Origin of the sequence: Tsukamurella ocularis, assembly GCF_965138335.1 — a bacterium.
Classification (GTDB): domain Bacteria; phylum Actinomycetota; class Actinomycetes; order Mycobacteriales; family Mycobacteriaceae; genus Tsukamurella; species Tsukamurella ocularis_A.
This window is the reverse complement of the sequence record NZ_CBCSDV010000031.1, coordinates 27,250-52,426: the sequence shown is the minus strand read 5'-3', so window position 1 is coordinate 52,426 and position 25,177 is coordinate 27,250. Positions and strand designations below refer to the sequence as shown.

General features: G+C 71.0%; 25 protein-coding genes, 2 tRNA genes and 1 pseudogene. 14 read left to right on the top strand and 14 right to left on the bottom strand.

Annotated features, from left to right (window positions below; translation table 11 throughout):
- From ACNAYW_RS21120 to ACNAYW_RS21110, 3 genes and pseudogenes are all read left to right on the top strand, one after another.
- Positions 1–249: pseudogene (locus tag ACNAYW_RS21120) on the top strand (hypothetical protein); the annotation flags it as partial.
- Positions 250–429: 180 nt separating this feature from the next.
- Positions 430–1,929, top strand: coding sequence for a sodium/proline symporter PutP (gene putP, locus ACNAYW_RS21115; RefSeq protein ID WP_415851599.1), 1,500 nt, complete (start codon positions 430–432; stop codon positions 1,927–1,929).
- A gap of 153 nt (positions 1,930–2,082) precedes the next feature.
- Complete coding sequence (locus ACNAYW_RS21110) at positions 2,083–2,361, top strand: DUF4190 domain-containing protein (RefSeq protein ID WP_415851598.1); 279 nt, start codon at positions 2,083–2,085, stop codon at positions 2,359–2,361.
- Between the two features lie 213 nt (positions 2,362–2,574).
- Here ACNAYW_RS21110 and ACNAYW_RS21105 read toward each other — a convergent pair.
- Positions 2,575–2,650, bottom strand: a tRNA-His gene (locus tag ACNAYW_RS21105).
- Between the two features lie 101 nt (positions 2,651–2,751).
- Positions 2,752–3,348: an oligoribonuclease gene (gene orn / locus ACNAYW_RS21100; RefSeq protein WP_415851597.1), complete on the bottom strand. Its 597-nt coding sequence runs from the start codon at positions 3,346–3,348 to the stop codon at positions 2,752–2,754.
- Positions 3,349–3,414: 66 nt separating this feature from the next.
- On the opposite strand from orn, the gene ACNAYW_RS21095 reads away from it, so the two are divergent.
- Positions 3,415–4,422 (top strand): pyridoxamine 5'-phosphate oxidase family protein, encoded by a 1,008-nt coding sequence (locus tag ACNAYW_RS21095; RefSeq protein ID WP_415851596.1) that lies wholly within the window; start codon positions 3,415–3,417, stop codon positions 4,420–4,422.
- 27 nt (positions 4,423–4,449) lie between these two features.
- The gene (locus tag ACNAYW_RS21090; protein WP_415851595.1) at positions 4,450–5,997 is read left to right on the top strand and encodes a helicase HerA-like domain-containing protein; all 1,548 of its coding nucleotides are present in this window, start codon (positions 4,450–4,452) and stop codon (positions 5,995–5,997) included.
- A 93-nt stretch (positions 5,998–6,090) separates the two neighbouring features.
- Here ACNAYW_RS21090 and cmrA read toward each other — a convergent pair whose 3' ends face one another.
- A complete protein-coding gene (gene cmrA / locus ACNAYW_RS21085; RefSeq protein ID WP_415851594.1) occupies positions 6,091–6,897 on the bottom strand; it encodes a mycolate reductase in 807 nt (268 codons plus the stop codon).
- Between the two features lie 191 nt (positions 6,898–7,088).
- On the opposite strand from cmrA, the gene ACNAYW_RS21080 reads away from it, so the two are divergent.
- Positions 7,089–7,547 (top strand): DoxX family protein, encoded by a 459-nt coding sequence (locus ACNAYW_RS21080; RefSeq protein WP_415851593.1) that lies wholly within the window; start codon positions 7,089–7,091, stop codon positions 7,545–7,547.
- Positions 7,544–7,942, top strand: coding sequence for a PPOX class F420-dependent oxidoreductase (locus tag ACNAYW_RS21075; protein ID WP_415851592.1), 399 nt, complete (start codon positions 7,544–7,546; stop codon positions 7,940–7,942). Before ACNAYW_RS21080 ends, ACNAYW_RS21075 begins: the two co-directional genes overlap by 4 nt.
- Positions 7,943–7,961: 19 nt before the next feature.
- Here ACNAYW_RS21075 and ACNAYW_RS21070 read toward each other — a convergent pair whose 3' ends face one another.
- Positions 7,962–9,992, bottom strand: a complete 2,031-nt coding sequence (locus ACNAYW_RS21070; protein WP_415851591.1) for an oxidoreductase — start codon at positions 9,990–9,992, stop codon at positions 7,962–7,964.
- Between the two features lie 10 nt (positions 9,993–10,002).
- Positions 10,003–10,569 (bottom strand): PadR family transcriptional regulator, encoded by a 567-nt coding sequence (locus ACNAYW_RS21065; protein WP_415851590.1) that lies wholly within the window; start codon positions 10,567–10,569, stop codon positions 10,003–10,005.
- A gap of 107 nt (positions 10,570–10,676) precedes the next feature.
- Here ACNAYW_RS21065 and ACNAYW_RS21060 point away from each other — a divergent pair.
- The 3 genes from ACNAYW_RS21060 to ACNAYW_RS21050 all read left to right on the top strand — a co-directional run bounded on the left by ACNAYW_RS21060 (position 10,677) and on the right by ACNAYW_RS21050 (position 12,850).
- Positions 10,677–10,750, top strand: a tRNA-Arg gene (locus tag ACNAYW_RS21060).
- 134 nt (positions 10,751–10,884) lie between these two features.
- Positions 10,885–11,157 carry a hypothetical protein gene (locus ACNAYW_RS21055; protein WP_415851589.1) on the top strand — a complete coding sequence of 91 codons (273 nt, stop codon included), beginning with the start codon at positions 10,885–10,887 and terminating at the stop codon, positions 11,155–11,157.
- 1 nt (position 11,158) lies between these two features.
- Entirely contained in the window at positions 11,159–12,850 is a 1,692-nt protein-coding gene (locus ACNAYW_RS21050; RefSeq protein WP_415851588.1) for a redoxin domain-containing protein, read from the top strand.
- Positions 12,851–12,857: 7 nt separating this feature from the next.
- Here the strand turns inward: ACNAYW_RS21050 and ACNAYW_RS21045 are convergent, their stop codons facing one another.
- Complete coding sequence (locus tag ACNAYW_RS21045; RefSeq protein WP_415851587.1) at positions 12,858–13,295, bottom strand: NUDIX domain-containing protein; 438 nt, start codon at positions 13,293–13,295, stop codon at positions 12,858–12,860.
- Between the two features lie 130 nt (positions 13,296–13,425).
- Between ACNAYW_RS21045 and ACNAYW_RS21040 the strand changes: the two genes are divergently transcribed.
- From ACNAYW_RS21040 to ACNAYW_RS21025, 4 genes are all read left to right on the top strand, one after another.
- The gene (locus tag ACNAYW_RS21040; RefSeq protein WP_415851586.1) at positions 13,426–14,796 is read left to right on the top strand and encodes a CitMHS family transporter; all 1,371 of its coding nucleotides are present in this window, start codon (positions 13,426–13,428) and stop codon (positions 14,794–14,796) included.
- A gap of 28 nt (positions 14,797–14,824) precedes the next feature.
- A complete protein-coding gene (locus ACNAYW_RS21035) occupies positions 14,825–16,450 on the top strand; it encodes a sensor histidine kinase (RefSeq protein ID WP_415851585.1) in 1,626 nt (541 codons plus the stop codon).
- Complete coding sequence (locus tag ACNAYW_RS21030) at positions 16,443–17,102, top strand: response regulator (protein WP_415851584.1); 660 nt, start codon at positions 16,443–16,445, stop codon at positions 17,100–17,102. Before ACNAYW_RS21035 ends, ACNAYW_RS21030 begins: the two co-directional genes overlap by 8 nt.
- 85 nt (positions 17,103–17,187) lie before the next feature.
- Positions 17,188–18,372 (top strand): alpha/beta hydrolase family protein, encoded by a 1,185-nt coding sequence (locus tag ACNAYW_RS21025; RefSeq protein ID WP_415851583.1) that lies wholly within the window; start codon positions 17,188–17,190, stop codon positions 18,370–18,372.
- A gap of 110 nt (positions 18,373–18,482) precedes the next feature.
- Here ACNAYW_RS21025 and paaK read toward each other — a convergent pair whose 3' ends face one another.
- The 8 genes from paaK to ACNAYW_RS20985 all read right to left on the bottom strand — a co-directional run.
- A complete protein-coding gene (gene paaK, locus ACNAYW_RS21020; protein WP_415851582.1) occupies positions 18,483–19,772 on the bottom strand; it encodes a phenylacetate--CoA ligase PaaK in 1,290 nt (429 codons plus the stop codon).
- Between the two features lie 32 nt (positions 19,773–19,804).
- Positions 19,805–20,902: a 1,2-phenylacetyl-CoA epoxidase subunit PaaE gene (paaE, locus tag ACNAYW_RS21015; protein ID WP_415851581.1), complete on the bottom strand. Its 1,098-nt coding sequence runs from the start codon at positions 20,900–20,902 to the stop codon at positions 19,805–19,807.
- Positions 20,902–21,411, bottom strand: a complete 510-nt coding sequence (gene paaD, locus ACNAYW_RS21010; RefSeq protein WP_415851580.1) for a 1,2-phenylacetyl-CoA epoxidase subunit PaaD — start codon at positions 21,409–21,411, stop codon at positions 20,902–20,904. The genes paaE and paaD overlap by 1 nt, the downstream gene beginning before the upstream one ends.
- A gap of 1 nt (position 21,412) precedes the next feature.
- Complete coding sequence (paaC, locus tag ACNAYW_RS21005; RefSeq protein WP_415851579.1) at positions 21,413–22,330, bottom strand: 1,2-phenylacetyl-CoA epoxidase subunit PaaC; 918 nt, start codon at positions 22,328–22,330, stop codon at positions 21,413–21,415.
- A 48-nt stretch (positions 22,331–22,378) separates the two neighbouring features.
- A complete protein-coding gene (gene paaB, locus ACNAYW_RS21000; RefSeq protein WP_415851578.1) occupies positions 22,379–22,675 on the bottom strand; it encodes a 1,2-phenylacetyl-CoA epoxidase subunit PaaB in 297 nt (98 codons plus the stop codon).
- Entirely contained in the window at positions 22,668–23,621 is a 954-nt protein-coding gene (gene paaA / locus ACNAYW_RS20995; protein WP_415851577.1) for a 1,2-phenylacetyl-CoA epoxidase subunit PaaA, read from the bottom strand. The genes paaB and paaA overlap by 8 nt, the downstream gene beginning before the upstream one ends.
- Positions 23,622–23,648: 27 nt before the next feature.
- Positions 23,649–24,431, bottom strand: a complete 783-nt coding sequence (locus ACNAYW_RS20990) for an enoyl-CoA hydratase/isomerase family protein (RefSeq protein WP_415851576.1) — start codon at positions 24,429–24,431, stop codon at positions 23,649–23,651.
- Positions 24,432–24,459: 28 nt separating this feature from the next.
- Positions 24,460–25,177, bottom strand: a 718-nt coding sequence (locus ACNAYW_RS20985) for a 3-hydroxyacyl-CoA dehydrogenase family protein (protein WP_415851575.1), incomplete at its 5' end; no start/stop codon positions are given.

Here is a 25,177-nt window from a genome sequence, read left to right as displayed (position 1 = left end):
GGGGTGCTCGGCTTGGCGGGGGTCGACGGTGCGCCCGGCGCGGGCTTCGGCGTCGCGCTCGGCTTGGCCGGGGTGCTCGGCGCGCCGGGGGCGGCGGGCTTCGGCGACGGGGCCGGGGTCGTCGGCGCGGCCGACGCGAGCGCGGGGGTCAGGAGGGCTCCCGACACCAGCAAGGTGACCACCCCGATCGTTCCGCGTCGCAGTGCCGCACCGATGCGCGTCCCGTCGGTCAAGGTCGAACCCTCCTAGGGTGTTGGGTCGTGGTGATCGAGGGGCGCCTGAGGAAAGCGCCGCAGAAAATCGTGGCCGAGCTTACCATTCCGCTTGACTGACTTCGTGTGAGATCAGTTCACCGTACTGGGATTTCGCCAGTCGTATAGACCATGTACGAACGGCGAGTTTCGGTTCCTGGACCTGAGGAGACCCCGAGTGTCTGACCAGACCTATCAGACGATTGCAGTAACCCTGTATTTCGCAGCCATGTTGTACATCGGTTGGAGTGCGTACCGGAAGACGCGCGACAACCTCGACGACTACATGCTGGCGGGACGCGGCCTCAAACCGTGGGTCGCCGCGCTCAGCGCGGGCGCGTCGGACATGTCCGGCTGGTTGCTGATGGGGCTGCCGGGCGCGGTCTACGCCAAGGGTCTCGTGGAGTCCTGGATCGCGATCGGCCTGACGATCGGTGCGTGGCTCAACTGGAAGTTCGTCGCGCCGCGGCTGCGCTCGTACACCGAGGTCGCGGGCAACTCGATCACGATCCCGAGCTTCCTCGAGCATCGGCTGCGCGACGGCTCGCGGTCGCTGCGCATCGTGTGCGGCCTCATCATCCTGGTCTTCTTCACGTTCTACGTCTCCAGCGGCATGGTCGCCGCCGGCAAGTTCTTCGACAGCACCTTCGGCGTGCAGTACATCCACGGCATGCTCATCGTCGCCGTGGTGACGATGGTCTACACGCTCTTCGGCGGCTTCCTCGGCGCCACGCTCACCGACGTCGCGCAGGGCCTGCTCATGCTCGCCGCCCTGATCGCCGTGCCGATCGTCGCCCTCATCGAGGTCGGCGGGCCGGCGGTCACCGTCGACACCGTGAACTCGGTGAACCCGAGCTTCTTCAGCCTGTTCGCGGGCGGCACCGCGCTCGGCATCGTCTCCGCCGCCGCGTGGGGCCTCGGGTACTTCGGTCAGCCCCACATCATCGTGCGGTTCATGGCGCTGCGCTCGCCGCAGGAGGCCTCCACCGCGCGCCGGTTCGGCATCAGCTGGATGGTGGTCAGCGCGCTGGGCGCCATCACTACCGCCTTCATCGGCATCGCGTACTTCGCGCTGCACCCCGAGAAGGCGCCGAAGGACCCCGAGACGGTCTTCCTCGTGCTCGCGCAGATCCTGTTCCACCCGTTCGTCGCGGGCCTGGTGCTCGCCGCCGTGCTCGCCGCCATCATGTCGACGGTGTCCTCGCAGCTGGTCGTGTGCTCGTCGGCGCTGGTCGAGGATCTGTTCAAGATCTTCGCCGAGAAGTCGGGGCGGGACGCGCAGCTCAGCGACAAGACCTACGTGCGCCTCGGCCGGCTCGGGGTGCTCATCGTCGCGGTGATCGCCGTGCTGCTCGCGATCGACCCGTCCGACAGCATCCTCGAGCTCGTCGGCTTCGCCTGGGCCGGCTTCGGATCCTCGTTCGGCCCCGTCGTGATCCTCGCCCTGTTCTGGCGCAAGCTCACCGCCCCGGGTGCGCTCGCCGGCCTCATCGTCGGCGCTGCCGTCGCCTTCGTCTGGGGCCAGTGGCCGCCCTTCGAGCTGTACGAGATCGTGCCCGGCTTCCTCGCCAACTTCGTGGTCGCGGTCGGCGTCAGCCTCGCGACCTACAAGCCCGACGATGCCGTGGACGCCGAGTTCGACGAGGCCGCCCGTTTGGCGGAGAAGCAGCCGGCGTAGCTCACCGGGCTCGTCCGGCATCCAGAAGGGACCGGTGTCGACGGCCGAGTCGCCCGGCTCGGTGAACCTCGGGGGCGGCGTCGGCAGTCGCGCTGAGATCTGTCGTTCTGTATGCGATCATCGCCAGAAGGCGCTCGATCCGAGGGGGAGATGATGAGTTCGCCATCCGCGTACGGGCAACCGCAGTACGGAGTGCCTCAATCGTCCGCTCGGACGAACGGGCTTGCGATAGCGGCGCTGATAGGCGGCATCGTCTTCGCGCCGCTCGGGATCGTCCTCGGCCACATCGCTCTGCGGCAGATCGGTCGAACCGGTGAAGGCGGACGTGGACTTGCTCTTGCTGGGCTCATCATCGGGTACGCCATCACGTTGATGGCCATCGTCACGATACTGATGATGGCGCTACTGGTCTCCGGGGCTGGGAGCGGCTAGATGCGCAAGCAGTTGTAGGTCGAGCGCGCCCACGGGTCGGAAATTGGTCCTCGTGGCTCGGTCGGAAGTTCCGTCGGATCAGAGGTGTGCGTGGGGCACGCGAGGTCGGAACCGAGGTCGCGGTCACGTCGCAGCCCCTTGCTCCACGTCAACGCAGGCACGAAAAAACCCGGCCTCGCAACGAATCCTGTTGCAAGACCGGGCTTCTCCACTTGGGGTGGATGACGGGACTCGAACCCGCGACAGCCAGAATCACAATCTGGTGCTCTACCAACTGAACTACACCCACCAGGTGCCTGGGATCGCCAGGCTCGGAGAACTTTACCCGACGGTTCCGGCGGAATCCAATCGGTATGCCCTCCGCGTCGTCGAGCGCGACGACCTGCGCGTTCAGGCCGGACCGATCTCCTCCACGGCCGCGGTGATCTGCTCGGTCGACGGCCCGGGGGCGGGCACGAACGCGGTACTGCGGTAGTACTTGAGTTCGCGGATCGACTCACGGATGTCGGCGAGTGCGCGATGCGCGAGACCCTTATCGGGCTGGCCGAAGTAGATGCGCGGGTACCAGCGGCGGCACAGCTCCTTGATCGAGCTGACGTCCACCATCCGGTAGTGCAGGAAGCCGTCCAGCTCGGGCATCTCCTTGGCGATGAACCGGCGGTCGGTGGCGATCGAGTTGCCAGCGAGCGGCACGGCGCCGGCCTCGATGTGCTCGCGCAGGTAGGCCAGCACGGCCTCCTCGGCGTCGCGCACGGTCACCGTCGACGCCCGGACCTCGTCGGTCAGGCCCGAGCGGGCGTGCATCTCCTGCACCACGGGCGGCATGGCCGCGAGCGCGGCGTCGTCCGCGTGGATCACCAGGTCAACGCCCTCGCCGAGGACGTTCAGGTCGCCGTCGGTCACCAGGGCGGCGATCTCGATGAGTCGGTCGGAGGTCAGGTCGAGGCCGGTCATCTCACAATCGACCCATACGAGTTTGTCGTCCACGCCGATCAGCGTAGCCAACGCCGCGGCGCGCCCGGAGATGGCGAAGCGCAAGGGTAGCCTGGCCTCATGAACGCAGTGGGATCGGTGTCGGAGCTCGAGAACGCCGTCGGGGAGCCCGTCACAGCGATGATGCTCAAGACCATCGACCACCTCGACGAGCACTGCCGCGCGATCCTCGCGGCCTCCACGTCGGTCGTCCTCGGCTACCTCGACCGCGACGGCGTGCAGCGCACGAGGCTCCTCGGCGGCGCGCCCGGCTTCGCGGCGGTATCGACGCCGACCGGGCTGGAGATCGCGCTTCCGGAGGAGGCCGCCCCGGGCGGGGCCTCGCTCCTCGTCCTCGTCCCCGGCTGGCGCGAGACGCTGCGCGTCAACGGCACCGTCGGCGCCGACGGCTTCACCGTCCTCGAGGCGTACCTGCACTGCGGGAAGGCCGTGATCCGCTCCGGGCTGTGGCAGCCGGCACCGCCCGCCGCGGCCGGCGCGGAGAACGACGCCGCCACCATCGGCCCGGACGCGGCGGAGTTCCTCGCCGCGGCCCCGTTCGCGGTGATCAGTTCCCGCGATGCGGACGGCCGGGCCGACAGCAGCCCCCGCGGCGATCCCGCCGGCGACGTGCGCGTGCTCGGCCCCACGACGGTGGCGATCGCTGACCGTCCGGGCAACAAGCGCACCGACACCCTGCACAACCTCATCACCAACCCCGAGGTCGCGCTGCTTGCGCTCGCTCCCGGTGACGCCCGGACCCTGGAACTGACCGGGACCGCCACCATCAGCACCGACGCGGCCCTCCGTGAGCAGCTCGCCGAACGGGGCAGGGCGCCGAAGGCGGTCGTCGTCGTCGAGGTCTCGCGCGCGCGACTCGCCCGGAGCGAGGGGATCGTCGCCGCGGCCCTGTGGGACACCGGCCGCCACGTGGACCCGGCGGAGCTCCCGCGCCCCTCCGCGGTGTGGACGGACCACGTCAAACGCAACAGGACGGGCGGTGTCGGCGCGCGGGTGCTGCGCGCCGTGGCGAACGAACGCGTCATGCGGGCCGGAATCGACCTCGACTACCGCCAGAACCTCTATTGACCCAGGTCTCACGCTAGGGTTTGCAGCGTGACTGACAACGCGAACTCCCCGGCACAGACGATCGCCGCCGGCTACGAATTCTCGGGGCCCGCCCTGGAGCTCGGGACCGTCCTCGTGGACGGCACCGTCGACCCGTCGGCCAAGGTGCGGATCCCGCTCGCCATGATGAACCGGCACGGCCTCGTCGCCGGCGCCACCGGCACCGGCAAGACGAAGACGCTGCAGCTCATCGTCGAGCAGCTGTCGGCCAACGGCGTGCCCGTCGTGCTCGCCGACATCAAGGGCGACCTCGCCGGCCTGTCCAAGCCCGGCGAGGCGAACGACAAGACCGCCGCGCGCGCCACCGACACCGGCGACGACTGGAAGCCCGCCAACGTCCCCACCGAGTTCGTCTCCCTCGGCACCAACGGCGTCGGCGTCCCGATCCGCGCGACGATCTCCTCGTTCGGACCGATCCTGCTGTCGAAGGTGCTCGGCCTCAACGCGACTCAGGAGTCGACGCTGGGCCTGATCTTCCACTGGGCCGACCAGAACCAGCTCGAGCTGCTGGACCTCAAGGACCTGCGCTCGGTGATCCAGTACCTGACCTCGGCGGAGGGGAAGGCCGATCTCGAGGGGATCGGCGGCGTCAGCAAGCAGACCGCCGGCGTGATCCTGCGCGCCCTGGTCAACCTCGAGGCCGAGGGCGGCGATACCTTCTTCGGCGAGCCCGAGATCGACATGGGCGATCTCCTGCGCACCGCGGGCGGACAGGGCGTGGTCACCCTCTTCGAGCTCGGCGACCAGGCCGCCCGGCCCACCCTGTTCTCCACCTTCCTCATGTGGGTGCTGGCGGATCTCTTCGAGTACCTGCCCGAGGCGGGCGACCTCGACAAGCCGAAGCTGGTCTTCATCTTCGACGAGGCGCACCTGCTGTTCGCGGACGCCAGCAAGGCCTTCAAGGACCAGGTGGAGCAGACCGTCAAGCTGATCCGCTCCAAGGGCGTGGGCGTCTTCTTCTGCTCGCAGCTGCCCACCGACATCCCGAACCCGGTGCTCAGCCAGCTCGGCGCGCGCATCCAGCACGCCCTGCGCGCCTTCACGCCGGAGGACCAGGCCGCGCTGAGCAAGACGGTCAAGACCTACCCGACCTCGCCGGCCTACAAGCTCGACGAGGCCCTCACCAGCCTCGGCATCGGCGAGGCGATCGTCACCGTGCTCTCGGACAAGGGCGCGCCGACGCCCGTCGCGTGGACCCGCCTGCGGGCCCCGCGCTCGCTGATGGCCGCGATCGGCGACGATGCCGTCCGCTCGGCCGCGCAGGCGTCGCCGCTGTGGGGCAAGTACGCGCAGACCGTCGACAACCTGTCGGCGTTCGAGAAGCTGGCGCAGAACGCGCAGCAGGCGCAGCAGGAGAACGCGCCCGCCGAGCAGGCGCCGCCGCCTCCGCCGGCCCCCAAGAAGGAAGAGGAGGAGTCCGGCTGGGTGTCCGACGTGATGAGCAACCCGGCCGTGAAGTCCTTCCTCCGGTCCGCGGCCTCCAGCGCCGGTCGTGAGCTGTCCCGCAGCATCTTCGGCACCAAGCGTCGCCGCTGACGGCGCCGCCCGCTACGCAGAACGCCGCCCGCCCCGTGAATCCACGAGGCGGGCGGCGTTCTGTGCAGCGGCGGGTGATCCCGGCCGCGGGGCTCAGTTGCCCGCGAGCTTCTTGTACATCTCGCCGACAATGGGGGCCATGATCGCGCGCGGGGTGTAGTGGCCCGCCATGGACATGCCCTTCGAGAGCAGGCCCGGGACGACGCGCATCTTGTTCTTCTCCAACGCGTCCAGGGTCACGCGGGCGGTGTACTCGGTGTTGACCCAGAGGAACTCGGGCACGACCTTCTCCACCGTGGAGCGGTCCTCGGGGTCGGGGAGCTCGGTGCGCACGGGGCCGGGCGCGAGCAGCGTGACGTGCACGCCGGTCTTCTTCAGCTCGCCGCGCAGCGACTCGGAGAAGGTGTTGGCGAAGGCCTTCGAGGCCGCGTACGTGGCGTTGTTCGGGATCGGCATGTTGCCGGCCGCCGAGCCGGTGATCATGATGCCGCCGTTGCCGCGCTTCACCATCTGCGGCAGGACCGCCAGGGTCAGGTCGTGGACGGCGTTGGCGTTGAGCTCGAGCTGCGCACGCTCGTAGTCGAAGTCCAGGTCGATGACGCGGCCGAAGGTCGCGGTGCCGGCGTTGTTGCAGAGGATCGAGATCTCGCGCGACGCGAGCTCCTCGCACAGCACACCGCGGGCGGCGTGATCGGAGAGGTCGACGCCGCGGACCTCGGCCTCGACACCGAATTCGGCGCGCAGCTTCGCGGCCAGCTCCTCCATGGGGCCGGTGCTCCGGGCCACGAGGATGACCGAGTGGCCGCGACGGGCGAGCTCCGTGGCGAGGGCGACACCGATGCCGGAGGAGCCGCCGGTGACGACGGCGCGGGCGGACTGATGGGGTGCGGGTACTGGCATGGGGGAGATGGTACGGGAGGGCGCGGACGAGCCGTTATCGCCGAGTTCGCACTGTGACGGCCCGGCCCTCGGGCCCGGTCGACGGGGATAACGCGCACGCTGCACCTGCTGAGACGGTGCTCGAGTGGCGCACCCCGGGGTGCTGCATTAGGTTAGCCTCGCCATTGTTCGCCGCATGAAGGTGGAAGACCATGAACCGCTGGGCCCCGTACTACCTGTCCGCACTCCGGATCGTGACGGGCGTGCTGTTCGCGCTCCACGGCGCCGCCACGTTCTGGGGCTTCCTGGACGGCCACCGGTCGAGCCCGGACGTCTTCGCCTGGCCCAACTGGTGGGGTGCCGTGATCCAGCTCGTGGGCGGCCTCCTCATCGCCGCCGGTGCACTCACGCGGCCCGCCGCGATCATCGCCTCCGGCTCCATGGCGTACGCCTACTTCGCCTTCCACGCAGGCGACGGGCTCTCGCCGCTCGCCAACCACGGCGAGCTCTCCGTCCTCTACTGCTGGGTGCTCCTGCTGTTCGCGTTCGCCGGCCCCGGGCCGATCAGTGTCGACGCCGCGATCGGCCGCCTCCGCGCCGGCGATGAGGCTGAGGCGAAGGCCCCGTCGGACCGCGCCGATGCGAAGGATTCGGCAGAGTCGGCGGTATGACCGTCGACATCCCCGAGTCCGCCCGGGCGCTCCTTGACCGCCCGCTCATCGTCGACCTGGCGACCGTCCGTCCCGACGGCTCTCCGCAGGTCAACCCCATGTGGTTCCTCTTCGAGGACGGCCTGATCTGGTTCTCCCACACGGACGACCGGCAGAAGTACCGGAACCTGCTGCACGAGCCGCGGGTCGCGATCGCCATCGCCGATCCCGCGGATCCGCAGAACTACCTGGAGGTGCGCGGCGTGGTCGATCGCATCGAGCCCGACCCGACCGGCAGTCTCCATTCGCGCCTGTCCGAGCACTACGGCGAGGGGCCGCACGTGCCGGAGGACGCGGCGCACCGCGTGAAGATCGCGGTGCGCCCCGTCCGCCTGTCGGGTCGGGCGGCCGGTTGAGCCGCCCTGGACGTCACGCCTAGAGCGAGGCTGCGAGCTCGGTGCCCTGCCGGATCGCCCGCTTGGCGTCGAGCTCGGCGGCCAGTGCGGCGCCACCGATCACGTGGGCCTTCACCCCGCGGTCGGCGAGCGCCTCGTCGAGGTCGCGCACCGACTCCTGGCCGGTGCACAGGATCACGGTCTCGACGTCGAGCACGCGGGCGTCCTTCCGCTCCTCGCCGAAGGTGATGTGCAGACCGGCGTCGTCGACCTTCTCGTAGTTGACGCCCTTGAGCTGCTCCACGCCCTTCATCTTCACGGTCGCGCGGTGCACCCAGCCGGTGGTCTTGCCGAGGCCGATGCCCTGCGGGGTCGACTTGCGCTGCAGCATGTACACCTTGGACCGGGTCGACGGTGCCGGGGCCGGCTTCGTGATGAAGCCGGGCACGTCGCCCTGGCGGGTGACGCCCCATTCGGCGTTCCACTCGTCGAGGTGCAGGGTGGGCGACTTGTCGGTGGTGACGAACTCGGCCACGTCGAAGCCGATGCCGCCGGCGCCCATGATCGCGACGGTGTCGCCGATCTCCTTGGCACCGCTGATCGCCTCGGCGTAGGTGATGACCTTCGGGTGATCGACGCCCGGGAACGACGGGACGCGCGGCACGACGCCGGTCGCGATGATCACCTCGTCGAACTTGCCGGCCAGGTCGTCGACCGACGCCCGAGTGTTCAGGTGCACCGTCACCTGGTTCCGGTCCAGCATCGTCGTGAAGTACCGGATGGTCTCGTTGAACTCCTCCTTGCCGGGGATCTTCGCGGCGTAGCCGAACTGACCGCCGATGTGATCGCTCGCCTCGAACAGCTCCACCTTGTGGCCGCACTCGGCGGCGCTCACGGCCGCGGAGAGCCCCGCGGGGCCCGCGCCGACCACGGCGACGCGCTTGGCCGAACGGGTCGGTGCCAGAACGAGATCCGTCTCACGACCGGCCCGCGGGTTGACCAGGCAGGAGACCTTCTTGTGCACGAAGGCGTGGTCGAGGCACGCCTGGTTGCAGCCGATGCAGGTGTTGATCTCCTCCGCGCGCTCGTCGCGGGCCTTGTTCGCCCATTCCGGGTCCGCGAGCAGCGGGCGGGCGATCTGCACGAGCTGCGCGTCGCCGCGCTCGAGCAGCTCCTCGGCGGTGGCGGGCATGTTGATGCGGTTCGCGGCGCACACCGGGATGTTCACGGCCCGCGTCACGTCGGCGGTGAACGCGGCGAAGGCGGCGCGGGGGACCGAGGTCACGATGGTGGGCACCCGGGCCTCGTGCCAGCCGATGTCGGTGTTGAGGATGTCGACGCCGGCGTCCTCGAGCTTGTGCGCGAGCGTGATGATCTCGTCGCGGGTCTGCCCGTTCGGCACGAAGTCGGCCATCGACAGGCGGAAGACCACGATGAAGTCCCTGCCGCAGCGCTTGCGGATCTCGCGGACGATCTCCACGGGGAACCGCTGCCGGTTCTCCGCCGAACCGCCCCACTTGTCGGTGCGCTTGTTGGTGTGCTCGGCGAGGAACTGGTTGATCAGGTAGCCCTCGCCGCCCATCACCTCGACGCCGTCGTAGCCGGCCTTCTGCGCGGTGCGCGCGGCGTTGCCGAAATCGCGGATCGTCTTGCGCACCTCGAAGTCCGACATGGCGCGCGGCTTGAACGGATTGATCGGTGCCTTGATCGCGCTGGCGGAGGCGCTGAGCGGGTTGTACGAGTAGCGGCCCGCGTGCAGCAGCTGCATCGCGATCTTGCCGCCCTCCTTGTGCACGGCGTCGGTCACGCGCTTGTGCAGGATCGCGTCGAGCGGGCTGGACATCTTCGCGCCGGCGGGCAGCAGCCAGCCGGTGATGTTGGGGGAGTAGCCACCGGTGATGATGAGGCCGACGCCGCCCTTGGCGCGCGCCGCGAAGTAGGCCGCGAGCTTGCCGATGTCCCACGGCATGTCCTCGAGGCCGGTGTGCATCGAGCCCATCACTACGCGGTTCTTCAGCGTGGTGTGACCGAGGTCGAGGGGTTCGAACAGGTGGGGGTACTTGGCTGACATGGCTGTTCCTTCAATCCGCTGAGACGGGGTCGGGGCTGGTGGAGGCTGGTACGAGCGCGGCCAGGACCTCGTCGAGCCAGTCGACGGTGCCCTGTTCCGAGAGCACGCCGCCGCGCAGTACGAGGTACTGCTGCAGCTCCGTGCCGGTAAGGGTGGACGGTGCGGGGTAGTCGCGGCTCTCGAGGGTGCGGAAGAGCTCGGCCCGCTCGGCGTGCAGATCGCGGACGCGCCGGATCTCCGCGACCAGGTCCGGCAGGTCCGACGGTGCCGCACCGCGGACCCGGGTGGCCAGCTCGCGCCGGTCCGCCGCGTCCTTGCCCGGCGTGCGGATCCACTCCGAGAGGGTCTTCCGGCCGGTGTCGGTGATCGAGTAGACCTTCTTGTCGGGCTTGCCGTCCTGCGCCTGTTCGACGTAGGTGACGAGGCCGCTCGTGGTCATCCGCGCCAGCGTCTTGTAGATCTGCTGATGCGATGCGCGCCACCAGTGCCCGATCGAGCGGTCGAAGCGCCGGGTGAGCTGGTACCCGGTGCCCGATCGCTCGCTCAGGGAGACCAGGAGCGCGTGTTCGAGTGCCACGGGGCCGACGCTACCGCCGCCTCGTCTCTTATGCAACTAGTTGCACTGCGTGTGGATGCAACTCTCGGCGGCCGGGGGAGGTGTCGATAAGATGTCCTCGCAGCATTGCCTCCGTAGCTCAGTTGGATAGAGCATCGGCCTTCTAATCCGAATGTCGCAGGTTCGATTCCTGCCGGGGGCGCACGAGAGTCGGCCGGGCGATGCGTACGCGTACGTGATCTGACCTGGAGATATCGGGCGAAATGGGGTGTCCTCGGGCCCGTGTGCGGCGTTACGATCGACGGTGGACGTGGGGGCCTCATCAGGAGGTGCTCGATGAAGCGGACACGACGAACATTCGCCGTGGCGGCCTGCGCGGTCGCGCTGTTCGGCGGAGGCGGGACCGGCGCGGCCTCGGCCGATCCCACTCCCGCGCCACCGCCGGTCGGCTCGCAGTGCGGCAAACCCGGCGAGAACAAGGTGATCACCACGATCCACACCTGCGCGAAGATCAACTCCTCGTGCACGGGCTACGACATGATGATCATCGGCCGCGTCGACAAATGGGGGCACTGCGTGATCCCCGGGATGAACGGGACCACCTGGTGACGTGAGCGAGCTCGCGCTCCCGCTCGTGGGCCTCGTCGGCGGCGTCCTCGCGGGAGTCTCCCCGTGCGTGCTCCCGGTCCTGCCGGTCGTCCTGCTCGGCAGCGCCGGGACGGGGGTCGACGGTGCCCGCACGTCGCGCGCTCGGCCGGTCGCGATCGTCGCCGGCCTGGTGCTCAGCTTCTCCCTGTTCACGCTGTTCGGCACCGTCGTCCTCTCGCTCCTGCACCTGCCCGCCGGGCTGATCCGCTGGATCGGGATCGGGGCGCTGCTCCTGCTCGGCGTGGCGATGCTGGTCCCGCCGCTGGAGCGGCTGCTCGAGCGGCCCTTCGCCCGGCTGCCGCAGCGCGTCCCCGGCCTCAAGGGCGACGGCGCCGCAGGAGGCTTCGCGCTCGGCGTCGCCCTGGGCGCGGTGTACGTGCCCTGCGCCGGACCGGTCCTCGCGGCGATCGCGCTGGCCGGGGCCACCGACTCCATCGGCCCGCGCACGCTGATCCTCACCGCGGCGTTCGCGATCGGCACTGCGATCCCGCTGCTCGCGATCGCCCTCACCGGTCATCGCCTGGCCGACCGCGTGCGTGCGCTGCAACGGCGCCAGCGGGCGATCCGCGCCGTCGGCGGCGTGCTCGTCATCGCCCTCGCGGTCGCGCTGGCGCTCGGCGTCACCGACCTCATCCAGCGCCGCGTGCCCGACTACACGCAGGCGGTCGGCGACCGGCTCGGCGCCGCGGCGATCGCCCCGCAGGTCGCGGGCACGGGCAGCCTGCAGCAGTGCCAGCAGGCCGCGTTCACGGGGACGGCGCAGCTCGCCGACTGCGGGCCGGCGCCGGAGTTCGCCGGCATCGACCCGTGGCTCGGCGGCGCTCCGCGCACGATGGCCGGACTGCGCGGCAAGGTCGTGCTCATCGACTTCTGGGCGTACTCCTGCATCAACTGCCAGCGCGAGCTCCCGCACGCCGAGGCCTGGTGGAAGAACTACCGCGACCTCGGCTTCGAGGTGATCGGGGTGCACACGCCCGAGTACGCCTTCGAGCACGACGTCGGCAACGTCACCGCGGGCGCGCGCAAACTGGGCCTGACCTTCCCGATCGCCGTCGACAACCGGTCCGCGACCTGGAGCGCCTACCGCAACGTGGCCTGGCCCGCGGGCTACCTCGTCGACGCCACCGGGACGATCAGGCTCGTCACGCTCGGCGAGGGCCACTACGACAAGGCTGAGACCGCTATCCGATCGCTCCTGCTCGCCGCGCACCCCGGCGCCACCCTCCCGCGCGCCACCGACGTCCCCGACGCCACCCCATTGAACAAGGACCGGACGCCCGAGCTCTACCTCGGCGCGGAGAAGCAGCAGGGCTACGGCGGCGGTGACTACGACGTCGGGACCCGTGCGTACACCCGCCCGGAGGTCCTGCAGCCCAACACCTTCGCGCTCGACGGGACCTGGACTGTCGGCGCCGAGGACATCCGTGCGGGGGAGCGCGCCGCCCTCACCCTCGCGTACACCGCGCAGCGGGTGTACCTCGACGTCGGCGGCACCGGCACCCTCATCGTCACCGAGGGCGGCGCGACCCGCACCATCGCCGTCGACGGTCCGCCCGACATCCGCACCGTCGTCGACCGGCCGGCATCCGGCGCGGGGACCGTCACCGTCGCGTTGAGCCCGGGGCTGACGGCCTATTCGTTCACCTTCGGCTGAGGTCCGCTCAGCGGCGCCCTAGCGTCGCGAGGGCGATGTCGATGATCCCCGCGCGGGGCTCCAGGGAGGGCACCCGTTCCAGCGGAACCCATTCCGCGAAATCGGTGGTGCCGCCGACCTCGACGGTGCCGAGAGTGCCCGATTCGATGGTGACGTCCAGGAGGAATCGCTGCGAGCGCACGGGGGAGCGCTCCGCGGTCGCGGGGAACGTGTCGTGGTTCTCGGCGAGCAGCCGACCGGGGGTGACCGTGTAGCCGGTCTCCTCCTCGAACTCGCGGACCAGAGCGGCGTGCAGGCTCTCGTCGAACTCCACGCCGCCGCCCGGCATCGTCCAGCACGGGGGTGCTGCCGTGCTGCCGTTGAACCAGGTCAGCAGCATCTCGTCGGCGTCGTTCACGGCGAGGCCGTACACCGCGAGGCGCGTGTGGAACTCGGTGAAGTGCATCGGCTCAGCGTAGGACCGCCTCGCGCGAAACGCGCAAAAGCGCGACTAACACGCACAAGCGCGCGCTGTGAACGCCGTCACGCCCATGCTCCTCGTGTTACCCCGATCACTCATCCACGAGGAGAAACCGATGCTGACAGTCCTGGGACTGACCATGGTCGCGGCGTTCATGGTCGTCATCATGGCCCGCCGCGCGACGCCGATCGTCGCGCTGATCGCCGTCCCGGTGATCTTCGGCCTGCTCGCCGGCGCCGGCACGGGCATCGGGAAGATGATCACCGACGGCATCGAGGACCTCGCGCCGACCGCCGCGATGCTGTTCTTCGCCATCATCTTCTTCGGCGTCATGATCGACGTCGGGCTGTTCGACCCGGTCGTGCGTGCGGTCGTCCGCGTCGTCGGGGAGGACCCCGCCAAACTGGTGCTCGGCACCGCGGTCCTCGCGGGAGTGGTCTCGCTCGACGGCGACGGCTCCACCACGTTCATCGTCACCACCTCCGCGCTGCTGCCGCTCTACCTCAAGCTCGGCGTCAGCCCGGTGGTGCTCACCGTGGTCGCCGGCCTCGCGAACGGCACCATGAACATCCTCCCGTGGGGCGGCCCCACCGCACGCGCCGCGGCTGCGCTGAAGATCTCGCCCTCGGAGGTCTTCGTTCCGATGATCCCGTCGCTCATCGCGGGCATGGTCGTGGTCCTCGCGTTCGCCTGGCACCTCGGGCTCATGGAGCGCAAGCGCCTGGGCAGCATCGTGATCCGCGAGCGGGTGCTCGCCGGAGCGGGCGGCGGCACGGGCGGCGCCCTCGGCGGCGGCGGTACCGACGCACCCGTCCCGCCCACCGGCGGTACCGGCGACAGCGCCCTCACCGCGATCTCCGGCACCCACGGCAACCCGAAGCTGATGTGGTTCAACGCCGGTCTCACCGTCGCCCTGCTGTCGGTCCTCACGCTGGACCTGCTGCCGATCCCCGTGCTGTTCATGATCGCCGCCGCGATCGCGCTGGCCGTCAACTTCCCGCAGGTCGCCGATCAGCAGGAGGCCATCACCCGGCACTCGAAGTCGATCGTCTCCGTCGTCGGAATGGTCTTCGCCGCTGCGGTTCTCACCGGCGTCTTCAAGGGCACCGGCATGGTCGACTCCGTCGCCGCCTGGGTCACGGGCATCATCCCGTCGTCGATGGGGCCGCACCTGGCCGTGATCACCGGGATCCTGTCGATCCCCTTCACCTTCCTGATGTCCAACGACGCCTTCTACTTCGGCATCCTGCCCGTGCTGTCGGAGACCGCGAGCCACTACGGGATCAGTGCGGCCGAGATGGCCCGCGCCTCGATCACCGGCCAGCCCTTCCACATGCAGAGCCCGCTGGTGCCCGCCATCCTGCTGCTCGTCGCGCTCGCGGGTGTGGGCCTCGCGGATCACCACAAGAAGGTGCTGTGGCGCGCGTTCGTCGTGTCGATCGTGATGCTGGTCGTCGGCGTCCTCCTCGGCCAGATCCCCTTCTGAGGGCGGATCGGATGGCTAGGCTGAGGCGATGCCCAGGATCCGGCTGCGCACGCAGATCCTCCTGCTCCAGGTGGTGATCATCATCGTCAGCCTCGCCGCCGGCTTCGGCATCGTCCTGCACCGCGTGGACGCCGACACCCGCGCCGAGTACGGCCACCGGGCGGAGGCGATCGCCGAGACCGTCGCCTCCGATACCGACGTCCGTGCCGGCGCCGCCGCGCAGTCGGCGGCGCGCCGCGCGGGACACCCGGCCACGCGACAGGAACTCGCCGCCGCGCCGCTCCAGCGACAGGCCCTGGCGATCACGGAGCGCACGGGAGTCCTGTTCGTGGTGATCGCCGATGACGCGGGCTACCGCATCGCCCACCCGGATTCGACCCAGCTCGGGGCTCCGCTCAGCACCGACCCGGCCACCGCTCTGGGCGGGGAGGTGGAAGTGACCCGACAGCGCGGAACGCTCGGCGACTCGGTCCGGGCCAAGGCCCCGGTCCTCGGAAACGACGGCGCCGTCGTCGGACTCGTCAGCGTCGGCATCTCCACGGAGACCGTGGCCGAGGCCGCTCGGCGCACACTGCTCCTGCTCGTGGGGCTCGCCGCGCTCGCACTCGCCATCGGCGTCGTCGGGTCGGGCCTCCTCGCCCGACGGTGGCGCCGCCTCACGCTGGGCCTCGAGCCCGAGGAGATGGCCGAGCTCATCCGCGAGCAGAACGCCGTTCTGTACTCCGGGTCCGAGGGGGTGATCGCCATCGACGCGCAGGGCGTCGTCCGGGTCATCAACGACCGCGCCCGCGAGTTGCTCGGCGTCACCGCCGAGGCCGGCACCCCGCTCGCCGATCTCGGCCTCACCGAGCGAGTGGCGGGCGTCGTCGACACGCCGACCGAGGTGCCGGTCGCCGCCGCGGTGAACGAGCGCGTCGTGCTCGTCGCCTCGCGGCGGGTGCACCGCGGTGACACCGACCTGGGCACCGTGCTCACCGCCGTCGACCGGACCGATGTCGAGGCGCTCACCCGCGAGCTCGACTCGGTGCAGGCCATGAGTGCTGCGCTGCGCGCGCAGCGGCACGAGTCCGCCAACCGGGTGCACGTCGTCGCCGGGCTGCTCCGCGACGGCCGCACTGACGAGGCCCTGGCCTATCTCGACGAGATCGCCGGCCGCGCGGGCGTGCTCCCGGTCTCCGGCCTCGATCGCCTCGACGAGCCGCACCTGCGGGCCTTCGTCTCCGCCAAGGCGGCCCGGGCCCGCGAGCGGGGCGTCGTCCTGCGGGTCGGGGCCGACACGGCCCTCGTCGGCGTGCTCACCCACCCCGTCGACACCACGACCCTGGTCGGCAACCTGCTCGACAACGCGATCGACGCGGCCGGCGACGGCCCCGAGCCCCGGGAGGTGGAACTCGACGTGCTGCGCGACGGCGACGACCTCGCGATCATCGTCGTCGACAGCGGCCCCGGTTTCGCCGTCGACGACCCCTTCGTCGAGGGGGTCAGCACGCGCACCGATCCGACGGTGCCCGGCGGCCGCGGGCTGGGCCTGGTCATCGCCCGCCAGGTCGCCCGCGGGCACGGGGGAGAGGTCGTCGTCGTGGCGCGGGGCGGCGACGGCGAGCCCACCACCGTGATGGCCACACTGCCCGAGGGGGTGCGCGACGATGCCTGACGACCTGCGGATCCTCGTCGTCGACGACGACTTCCGGGTGGCGGCGATGCACGCGAAGATCGTCGACGCCATGGTGGGCCTCACGACCGTCGGCTCGGCGCGCACCCTGTCCGAAGCGCGCGCGATCCTCGAGCGCGACCGGATCGACCTCGCGCTCGTCGATGTCTACCTCCCCGACGGCTCCGGCATCGACCTGGTCCGCGAGATGCGCTGCGACGCCTTCATCCTCGGCGCCGCCGACGACGCCGGCAGCGTGCGGGCGGGCCTCGCCGCGGGGGCGCTGCAGTACCTCATCAAGCCCTTCGCGACGACGGAGCTCGCCCGCCGGCTCGGCGCCTACACGGCGTACCGGCGGATCCTCGGCGCCGGAGAGGTCACGCAGGAGCAGGTCGACGCCGCCGCGTCGGTGCTGCGCAGCGAGCGCCCCGCCCCGCGCCGCGACGAGGGCGGCTCGGTCACCGAGCGGCGGATCGTCGAGGCGCTGCGGGCCGCCGACGGGCCGATGCTCGCGGACGACATCGCCGCGGAGGTCGGTGTCTCGCCGGCGACCGCCCGCCGCTACCTCGCCGACCTGGTGCGGGAGGGAACCTTGACGATGGCCCTGCAGTACGGCGCCACGGGCCGGCCGCGCCAGCGGTACACGCTGGCCTGAGCGACGTCCCCGATCCAGGGGCGCGTACCCGCGGATCCTCCGACTCGCGGGTGCCGCGCCCCCGCCGGCATTAGAGTCCGAAGCCATGGGAATCACTCGGTTCGCGCTCGCCGGAGTCGCCGCTGTCCTGGGAGCGGGGCTGATCGCCGCGCCCGCCGTCGCCGCACCGGAGTGGTCCGGTCTCGACGCCGCGAACTACGCCGGGCCCGTCCCCGCGAAGGGCGGCGAGCAGATCAAGTCGGTGCCGCTGGCCCCGTCGCTGTCGCTGCCCGGCGCGGGCACGGCCAAACGCGTGCTGTACTCGACGACCGACCAGCACGGTCGGCCCGCCACCAGCACCGGCGCGATCTTCCTGCCCAAGGGGACCGCGCCAGCCGGCGGGTGGCCCGTGATCGCCTGGGCCCACGGCACCGTCGGGCTCGGCGACACGTGCGCGCCGTCGGCCAATCCCCGTTCCGCCCGCGATCGCGAGTACCTCGGGCACTGGCTCTCGCAGGGCTACGCGATCGTCGCCTCCGACTACGCCGGCCTCGGCACGCCGGGCCTCATGAGCTACCTCAGCAGCGTCTCGACCGCGCACAACGTCGTGGATTCCGTGGTGGCGGCGCACAAGGATCCCTCCCTGCAGCTGTCGAAGAAGTGGGCGATCGTCGGCCAGTCGCAGGGCGGTGGCGCCGCCGTCAACAGCGCGCGGTGGGCCACGAAGTTCAGCGCCGGGAGCGGCCTCGACTACCGCGGCGTCGTCGCCACCGGGACGCCGTTCAAGATCGAGGAGGTCGTGAAGAACGTCGGACCGGCGACGGGGCTGCCCGGCGGCCTCAGCTCCGCCGCCACCTCCTACACCGCGTACATCCTCGCCGGCGTCCGCGAGGCGGATCCCGGCGTCGACTACGACTCGGTGCTCACCCCGCGCGGCAGGGCGGCCGCGGCGAAGGCCGAGGTGCAGTGCTACGCGCAGCTCAGCACGACGCTCGCCGGGCAGAAGCCGACGGACTTCGTCAGTGCGAAGGTCAGCACGGTGCCGGGCGCGAGCGCGGCGCTCGATCGGTACATGGGGACGCCGACCTCGGGGTACGACCGGCCGGTATTCCTGGGCGTCGGGCTCAAGGACACGGACGTCCCGGTGCAGTCCTCGATCGCCCTCGCGGCGGCGCTGAAGAAGAGCGGCACCGCGGTCGAGCTGCACCAGTACCCGAACGCCGACCACAGCGGCGCCGTCCTGGAATCCATGAAGGACTCGACGCCCTTCCTCGCGCGTGTCTTCGCCTGAACTCCTACGACCGGACGCGACACGCTTGACGCCGCGACGGCATGGTTTCTCCTGGGGCGCGCTGCACCTGGGCGGGCGCACCGAACGGGCCCGACCCGCAGCGCCGGCGGTCAGTCCTTCGGGCGGTTGTCGATGAGCCGGCGGGCCTTGCCCACGGAGCGCTCCAGACCGCCGGGCTCGACCACGTCCACGGTGACGCTGACGCCGATCCGATCCTTGATCTGCGTGCGCAGCTGCTCGCCGGCGGCGTGGTCGACCCGTCCGTCGGGCCGGTGTTCGACCCGCACCGTCAGCTGATCCATCCGGTCCGGGCGGTCCAGGACGCACTGGAACTGCGGCGCCAGCTCGTCGATCCCCAGGATGAGCTCCTCGATCTGGGTGGGGAAGAGGTTCACGCCGCGCAGGATGATCATGTCGTCGGTGCGGCCGGTGATCTTCTCCATCCGGCGCATGGTGCGGGCGGTGCCGGGCAGCAGCCGGGTGAGATCGCGGGTGCGGTACCGGATGATCGGCGTGGCCTGCTTGGTGAGCGAGGTGAAGACGAGCTCGCCGTGCTCCCCGTCGGGCAGCACCTCACCCGTCATCGGGTCGATGATCTCGGGGTAGAAGTGGTCCTCCCAGATGTGGAGACCGTCCTTCGTCTCCACGCACTCCATCGCCACGCCGGGCCCGATCACCTCCGAGAGCCCGTAGATGTCCACCGCGTCGATGCCCGCGTCCCGCTCGAGTTCGGAGCGCATCTTCTCGGTCCACGGCTCGGCGCCGAAGACGCCGACCCGCAGCGAGGTCGAGGTCGGGTCGATGCCCATCTCGATCATCTTGTCGAGGATCGTGAGCATGTAGGACGGGGTCACCATGATCGCGTCGGGCTCGAAGTCCTGGAGCAGCTGGATCTGCTTCTCCGTCTGCCCGCCGGACATGGGAATGACGGTGGCGCCCACCCGCTCGGCGCCGTAGTGCGCGCCGAGGCCGCCGGTGAACAGGCCGTATCCGTAGGCCACGTGCACCCGATCGCCGGCGCGCACGCCCGCGGCCCGCAGCGACCGGGCGACGACGTCGGCCCACATGCTGATGTCCTCGGCGGTGTAGCCCACCACGGTGGGGCGTCCGGTGGTGCCGGAGGAGGCGTGCACGCGCGAGACCCGCTCGCGTGGAACGGCGAACATGCCGAACGGGTAGTTCTCCCGCAGGTCGGCCTTGGTGGTGAACGGGAACTTCGCGAGATCGCCGAGGTCCTGCAGGTCGTTCGGGTGCACGCCCGCCGCGTCGAAGGCCCGGCGGTAGTGCGGGACGTTCTCGTAGGCGTGGGCCAACGACCAGCGCAGGCGCTCGAGCTGGAGCGTCGCGATCCGGTCACGGGAGGCGAATTCGATGTCGTCGGTGGGGGTCGCCGTGGTCATGGCTGGGACTTCCTCGGGCTCGGGGCGGGGGGTCAGGCGTCGAAATCGACGGTGACGGCGTCGCTGGTCGGGTAGGTCTGGCAGGTGAGGACGAAACCGGCGGCCACCTCGTCGTCCTCGAGCGCGTAGTTGCGCCGCATGTCGACGGTGCCGCACAGCACCTTGGCGCGGCACGTGCCGCAGACGCCGCCCTTGCAGGCGAAGGGAAGGTCGGACCGGAAGGCCTCGGCCCCGTCGAGCAGGGTGTCGTCCTGCGACGTCGTGCCGGTCACGCTGCGGCCGTCGAGGACCACGGTGACGGCGCTGCTGGGGCCCTCCACGCCGGGCTCGCGGTGCCTCTCCTGGGGCGGCGGGGTGCCGTCGTCGACGTAGAACAGCTCGCGGTGGATCGCGTTGCGCGCCACGCCGAGTTCGGCGAGGACGGCCTCGGCGTCGGTCACCATGCCGTGCGGGCCGCACAGCCAGAAGTGGTCGGCGTCCGCGGTGGGGACGACGGTGCGCAGCAGTTCCCGCAGGCGTTCGGCGTCCACGCGTCCGGTGAACAGCTCGACGTCGCGGGGCTCGCGGGAGAGCACGTGGATCACGTCGAGCCGGTCGTGGTACTGGTCCTTGAGGTCCGCGATCTCGTCGGCGAACATCACGGAGCGGGTGCGGCGGTTGCCGTAGACCAGGATCACCCGGGATCCCGGGTTCGTCAGTACCGTGGCGGCGATCGACAGCATGGGCGTGATCCCGGAGCCCGCGGCGATGAGCACGTGCACGCCGGCGGTCTCGGGGTCGGCGGCGAACGTGCCCGTCGGGCCCTGCACCTCGACGGTGTCGCCCGCGCGGACGTCGTGCACGAGCCAGGTGGAGAACAGGCCGTCGGTGACCTCGCGGACGCCGACGCGGGGGCGCCGGCCCACGGGCGAGCAGATCGAGTACGAGCGGCGGTGCTCGACACCGTCGATCGTGCGGCGCAGGGTGAGCGACTGGCCGGCGGCGAAGGCGAACTCGTCGGTGAGCGCGGCCGGGACGTCGAAGGTGACGGCCACGGCGTCGTCGCACAGGGACTCGACGCCGGCGACGGTGAGCGGGTGGAACGCCCGGCCGCGGGCCGAGGCCTCGGTGGCGGGGGAGGCGGCGGTCATCAGATCTCCTTGACGTGGTCGAAGGGCTCGCGGCAGTCGAGGCAGCGGTAGAGCGCCTTGCACGGCGTCGCGCTGAACTCGGAGTCGAGGCGCGTCGCAGTGGAACCGCACGCGGGGCACGCGATCCGGCGGGGCGCGGGCTGCAGGGTCAGGGGGATCGGCCCGTCGGCGCGGCGCGGCGCGGGGCCCGGCGTCGAGTATCCGGCCGCACGCAGCTTCGCGCGGCCGGCGTCGGTGATCCAGTCCGTGGTCCACGCGGGGGAGAGTGCGGTCTCGATGGTGATCTCGCCGAAACCGGCGGCACGGAGCGCACTCTCGATGTCGGCGCGGATGGTGCCCATCGCCGGGCAGCCGGAGTAGGTGGGGGTGATCGTCACCGCCACCGCGCCGTCGGCGGCCTCGGAGACCTCGCGGACGATGCCCAGGTCCGCGAGGGTCACCTGCGGCATCTCGGGGTCGAGCACGGCGCCGACGACGGCGAGCGCGGTGCGGGTCGTGGTGGCGTGCACGTCACCACGTCCCTTCGGGGTGCGCGCGAGCCACGGACTGCATCTCGGCGAGGATGTGGCTGAGCTCCTCGGTGTGCAGTCCCTGCCGGCCGGCGCGGCCGCCGACGCGGGCGACGGCGGGCGGATCGGGGACGGGCAGACCGGCGGCGCCGAAGGTGAGTTCCATGACCGCGTCGAACTCCGGCCGCAGGCTGCCCGGGTCGACGCCGATCCCGGCGGCGGCCAGCGTCAGTTCCTCGGTCGCGGGCTCGAACAGCTCCGGCACGTACGGCCAGACGAGCGCGATCGCGGCCTCGGTGCGGCGCCGCGATTCGTCCGTGCCCTGCGCCAGCGTCACGACCCACCGGGCCGCGTAGTCGCGGTGGTAGGTGAGCTCCTTGACGCCCTTGGCGGCCACCGCCGCCAGCACCGGGTCCCGGGACCCGCGCAGCGCGTCGAACAGCGCGAGGCGGGCGGTGGCGAAGGCGAGCAGGCGGACGACGGTCACGGCGAAGTCGCCGTTGTCGAGCTCGACGAGGCGCACGTTGCGGAAGTCCCGCTCGTCGCGGAAGAACGCGAGGGCGTCCTCGTCGGGGACCGGGGAGGAGGCGGGGAGCGCCGGGACGACCGCGCCGTCGGCGGCCGCCGCCCGCGCCAGGAGCAGGCGGGCCTGGCCGAGGAGGTCGAGGCCGATGTTGGCGAGCGCGACCTCCTCCTCGAGCTCGGGGGCGCGCGTGCTCCACTCGGCGAGGCGCTGGGCGGAGATCAGTGCGTCGTCGCCGAGCATCAGGCAGTAGACGGCGAGGGCGCGCGGGTCCACGTCGTCGGGGACCGTCGTGTCGACGCCGGCCAGCGGCTCGTCGAAGCTGGTGCCGAAGGCCCACTGGCCGTGGCTGTCCGCATCGACGAGGCCGTCGTAGACGCTGTCGTGATCGATCATGGCTGGGTTCCTGTTCGCGGGCTGAGCGGGCGGGGCGACGACCGGGCGTCACATGTGGGGGACGGCCTCGGGGATGTCGTAGAAGGTCGGGTGGCGGTAGACCTTGTCGCCACTGGGGGCGAAGAACGGGTCCTTCTCGGAGGGGCTGGAGGCGACCACATCGGTCGAGCGCACGACCCAGATGCTGACGCCCTCGTTGCGGCGCGTGTACACGTCGCGCGCGTTGCGCAGCGCCATCGCGTCGTCGGCGGCGTGCAGCGAGCCGACGTGCACGTGGTTGAGGCCGCGCTTGCCGCGCAGGAAGACCTCGTACAGCGGCCAATCGGCCCGGATCCGTTCACTCATGTCCTGTTCCTTCCTCCGATGCGGTGCGCGCGGCGAAGGCCGTCGCGGCGGCGCGGACCCACGCGCCGTTCTCGTGTGCGGCGCGCCGGTTCGCGATCCGCTCCACGCTGGTGGCGCCGTTGCCCTTGACCACCTGCATGAACTCGTCCCAATCGGGTTCGCCGAAGTCGTACGCGCCGCGCTCGGCGTTCCAGCGCAGGCCGGGATCCGGGAAGGTGACGCCGAGGATCTCGGCCTGGGGAACGGACATGTCGACGAAGCGCTGGCGCAGTTCGTCGTTGGTGTGCCGCTTGATCCGCCAGGCCATCGACTGCGCGGAGTTCGGCGACCGGTCGTCGGGCGGGCCGAACATCATCAGCGCGGGCCACCACCAGCGGTTCACCGACTCCTGCACCATCTCCCGCTGGGCGTCGGTGCCGGACATCATGGTCATCAGGAGCTCGAATCCCTGGCGCTGGTGGAAGGACTCCTCCTTGCACACCCGGATCATGGCGCGCCCGTACGGCCCGTAGGAGCTGCGGCACAGCGGCACCTGGTTGCAGATGGCGGCGCCGTCGACCAGCCAGCCGATGACGCCGACGTCGGCGTACGACAGGGTGGGGTAGTTGAAGATCGACGAGTACTTCTGGCGGCCCTCGATGAGGTTCTCCGTGAGTTCGGCGCGGTCGACGCCCAGCGTCTCGGTGGCGGAGTACAGGTAGAGCCCGTGCCCCGCCTCGTCCTGCACCTTCGCCATGAGGATCGCCTTGCGGCGCAGCGACGGCGCGCGGGTGAGCCAGTTGCCCTCAGGCTGCATGCCGATGATCTCGGAGTGGGCGTGCTGGGCGATCTGCCGGATCAGCGTCTTGCGGTAGCCGTCGGGCATCCAGTCGCGCGGCTCGATCCGCTGGTCGGCTTCGACGATCTGCTGGAACTGCGTCTCGAGGTCGTCAGTGGTGTCGGTCATGTCGGTTCCTTCCGGGGCTGCGGGCGGTCATTCGCCGGTGAACGCGGGCCTGCGCTTGTCCAGGAACGCCGCGACGGCGCCGCGGTGATCGGCCGTGGCGGCGAGGGGCGCGGCGGCCGCGCGCTCCCGCTCGAGCGCGTCGCCGAGCGGCGGCAGCGAGGCGGCGACGAGGGCCTTCGCCGCGGCGAACGCGGCGGTGGGACCGGCGGCGAGCCGCCGCGCCGCGGACTCCGCCGTGGCCGCGGCTTCGTCGTCGGGCGCGACCCGGGCGATGAGGCCCCAGTCGAGGGCCTGCGCGGCCGTGATCCGGTCGCCGAGCAGCAGGAAGGCGCGCGTGCGCACGGCGCCGATGGCGTCGACGAGCGAGCGGGTGAGCCCGGAGTCGGACGCGAGCCCGATCGAGGTGAACGCGGTGGCGAAGGTGGCGCTCTCGGCGGCGATCACTACGTCGGCGGCGAGCGCGATGCCCAGGCCGGCGCCCACGCAGGCGCCCTGGACGGCGGCGACGACCGGAACCTTCAGCCCGGCGATCGCCGAGATCAGCGGGTTGTAGTGCTCGGCGACGGTGTCCATCGACCGCTCGGGCGAGGCCTCGAGGGCCGCCGCGTGCTCGGCGAGGTCCTGGCCGACGCAGAAGTTGCGGCCCTCGGCGCGGATCAGCACGGCCCGGACGGCGTCGTCCGCGGCGATGGCGCGGACGGCGTCGAGCAGGGCCGCCTTGAGCGCGAGGTCGAGAGCGTTGGCGGCCTCGGGCCGGTTCAGCGTGAGGACGGCGAGGCCGTCGGTGACCGTGACGGTGGCGGAATCCATGCGTTCTCCTCGGATCGGTGTCGGCGGGTCAGGACCAGGTGTGGAAGCCGCGGCCGGTCTTGCGGCCGAGGTCGCCGCGGGCGACCATGTCGCGCAGCAGCTGCGGCGGTGCGAACCTCTCGCCCAGCGTCGAGGCGAGGTGTTCGGCGATCGCGAGCCGCACATCGAGGCCCACGAGGTCCGTCGAGCGCAGTGGACCCATGGGGTGGCGGTAGCCGAGCTCCATCGCGCGGTCGATCGATTCGGCGTCCGCTACGCCGTCCTCGAGCATGCGGATCGCCTCGAGCCCCAGGCACACCCCGAGGCGGCTGGTGGCGAAGCCGGGGGAGTCGTTGACCAGGACCTCCTGCTTGCCCAGCAGCTCCACCCAGCCGCGCACGCGGTCGACCACGGGGCCGGCGGTGGCGTCGGTGCGGACGATCTCGACCAGCGTCGACGCCGGCACCGGGTTGAAGAAGTGCATCCCCACCAGGCGCTCCGGGGCGTCCAGGGCGGCCGCGAGAACGGCGATGGAGAGCGAGCTGGTGTTGCTCGCGATCACGCATTGCGGGCCGACGGTGCCCTCGATCCGGTGGAGCACGTCGAGCTTGAGGTCGACGATCTCCGGAACGGCCTCGACGACCAGGTCGGCGCCGGCGGGCAGTTCGTCGATGGCCGAGACCACGGTGACGCGGGCGAGTACCTCGGCGGGCGTCGCGCCGCCGAGCTTGTCGCGCTCGGCGGCGCGCTGCAGCCCCGACGCCACC

Coding starts and splice junctions, on each gene's coding strand:
- ACNAYW_RS21110 (WP_415851598.1), top strand. CDS start 2,083: ATGAGTTCGCCATCCGCGTACGGGCAACCGCAGTACGGAGTGCCTCAA.
- ACNAYW_RS21095 (WP_415851596.1), top strand. CDS start 3,415: ATGAACGCAGTGGGATCGGTGTCGGAGCTCGAGAACGCCGTCGGGGAG.
- cmrA (WP_415851594.1), bottom strand. CDS start 6,897: ATGCCAGTACCCGCACCCCATCAGTCCGCCCGCGCCGTCGTCACCGGC.
- ACNAYW_RS21080 (WP_415851593.1), top strand. CDS start 7,089: ATGAACCGCTGGGCCCCGTACTACCTGTCCGCACTCCGGATCGTGACG.
- ACNAYW_RS21075 (WP_415851592.1), top strand. CDS start 7,544: ATGACCGTCGACATCCCCGAGTCCGCCCGGGCGCTCCTTGACCGCCCG.
- ACNAYW_RS21070 (WP_415851591.1), bottom strand. CDS start 9,992: ATGTCAGCCAAGTACCCCCACCTGTTCGAACCCCTCGACCTCGGTCAC.
- ACNAYW_RS21055 (WP_415851589.1), top strand. CDS start 10,885: ATGAAGCGGACACGACGAACATTCGCCGTGGCGGCCTGCGCGGTCGCG.
- ACNAYW_RS21045 (WP_415851587.1), bottom strand. CDS start 13,295: ATGCACTTCACCGAGTTCCACACGCGCCTCGCGGTGTACGGCCTCGCC.
- ACNAYW_RS21040 (WP_415851586.1), top strand. CDS start 13,426: ATGCTGACAGTCCTGGGACTGACCATGGTCGCGGCGTTCATGGTCGTC.
- ACNAYW_RS21035 (WP_415851585.1), top strand. CDS start 14,825: ATGCCCAGGATCCGGCTGCGCACGCAGATCCTCCTGCTCCAGGTGGTG.
- ACNAYW_RS21030 (WP_415851584.1), top strand. CDS start 16,443: ATGCCTGACGACCTGCGGATCCTCGTCGTCGACGACGACTTCCGGGTG.
- ACNAYW_RS21025 (WP_415851583.1), top strand. CDS start 17,188: ATGGGAATCACTCGGTTCGCGCTCGCCGGAGTCGCCGCTGTCCTGGGA.
- paaK (WP_415851582.1), bottom strand. CDS start 19,772: ATGACCACGGCGACCCCCACCGACGACATCGAATTCGCCTCCCGTGAC.
- paaE (WP_415851581.1), bottom strand. CDS start 20,902: ATGACCGCCGCCTCCCCCGCCACCGAGGCCTCGGCCCGCGGCCGGGCG.
- paaC (WP_415851579.1), bottom strand. CDS start 22,330: ATGATCGATCACGACAGCGTCTACGACGGCCTCGTCGATGCGGACAGC.
- paaB (WP_415851578.1), bottom strand. CDS start 22,675: ATGAGTGAACGGATCCGGGCCGATTGGCCGCTGTACGAGGTCTTCCTG.
- paaA (WP_415851577.1), bottom strand. CDS start 23,621: ATGACCGACACCACTGACGACCTCGAGACGCAGTTCCAGCAGATCGTC.
- ACNAYW_RS20990 (WP_415851576.1), bottom strand. CDS start 24,431: ATGGATTCCGCCACCGTCACGGTCACCGACGGCCTCGCCGTCCTCACG.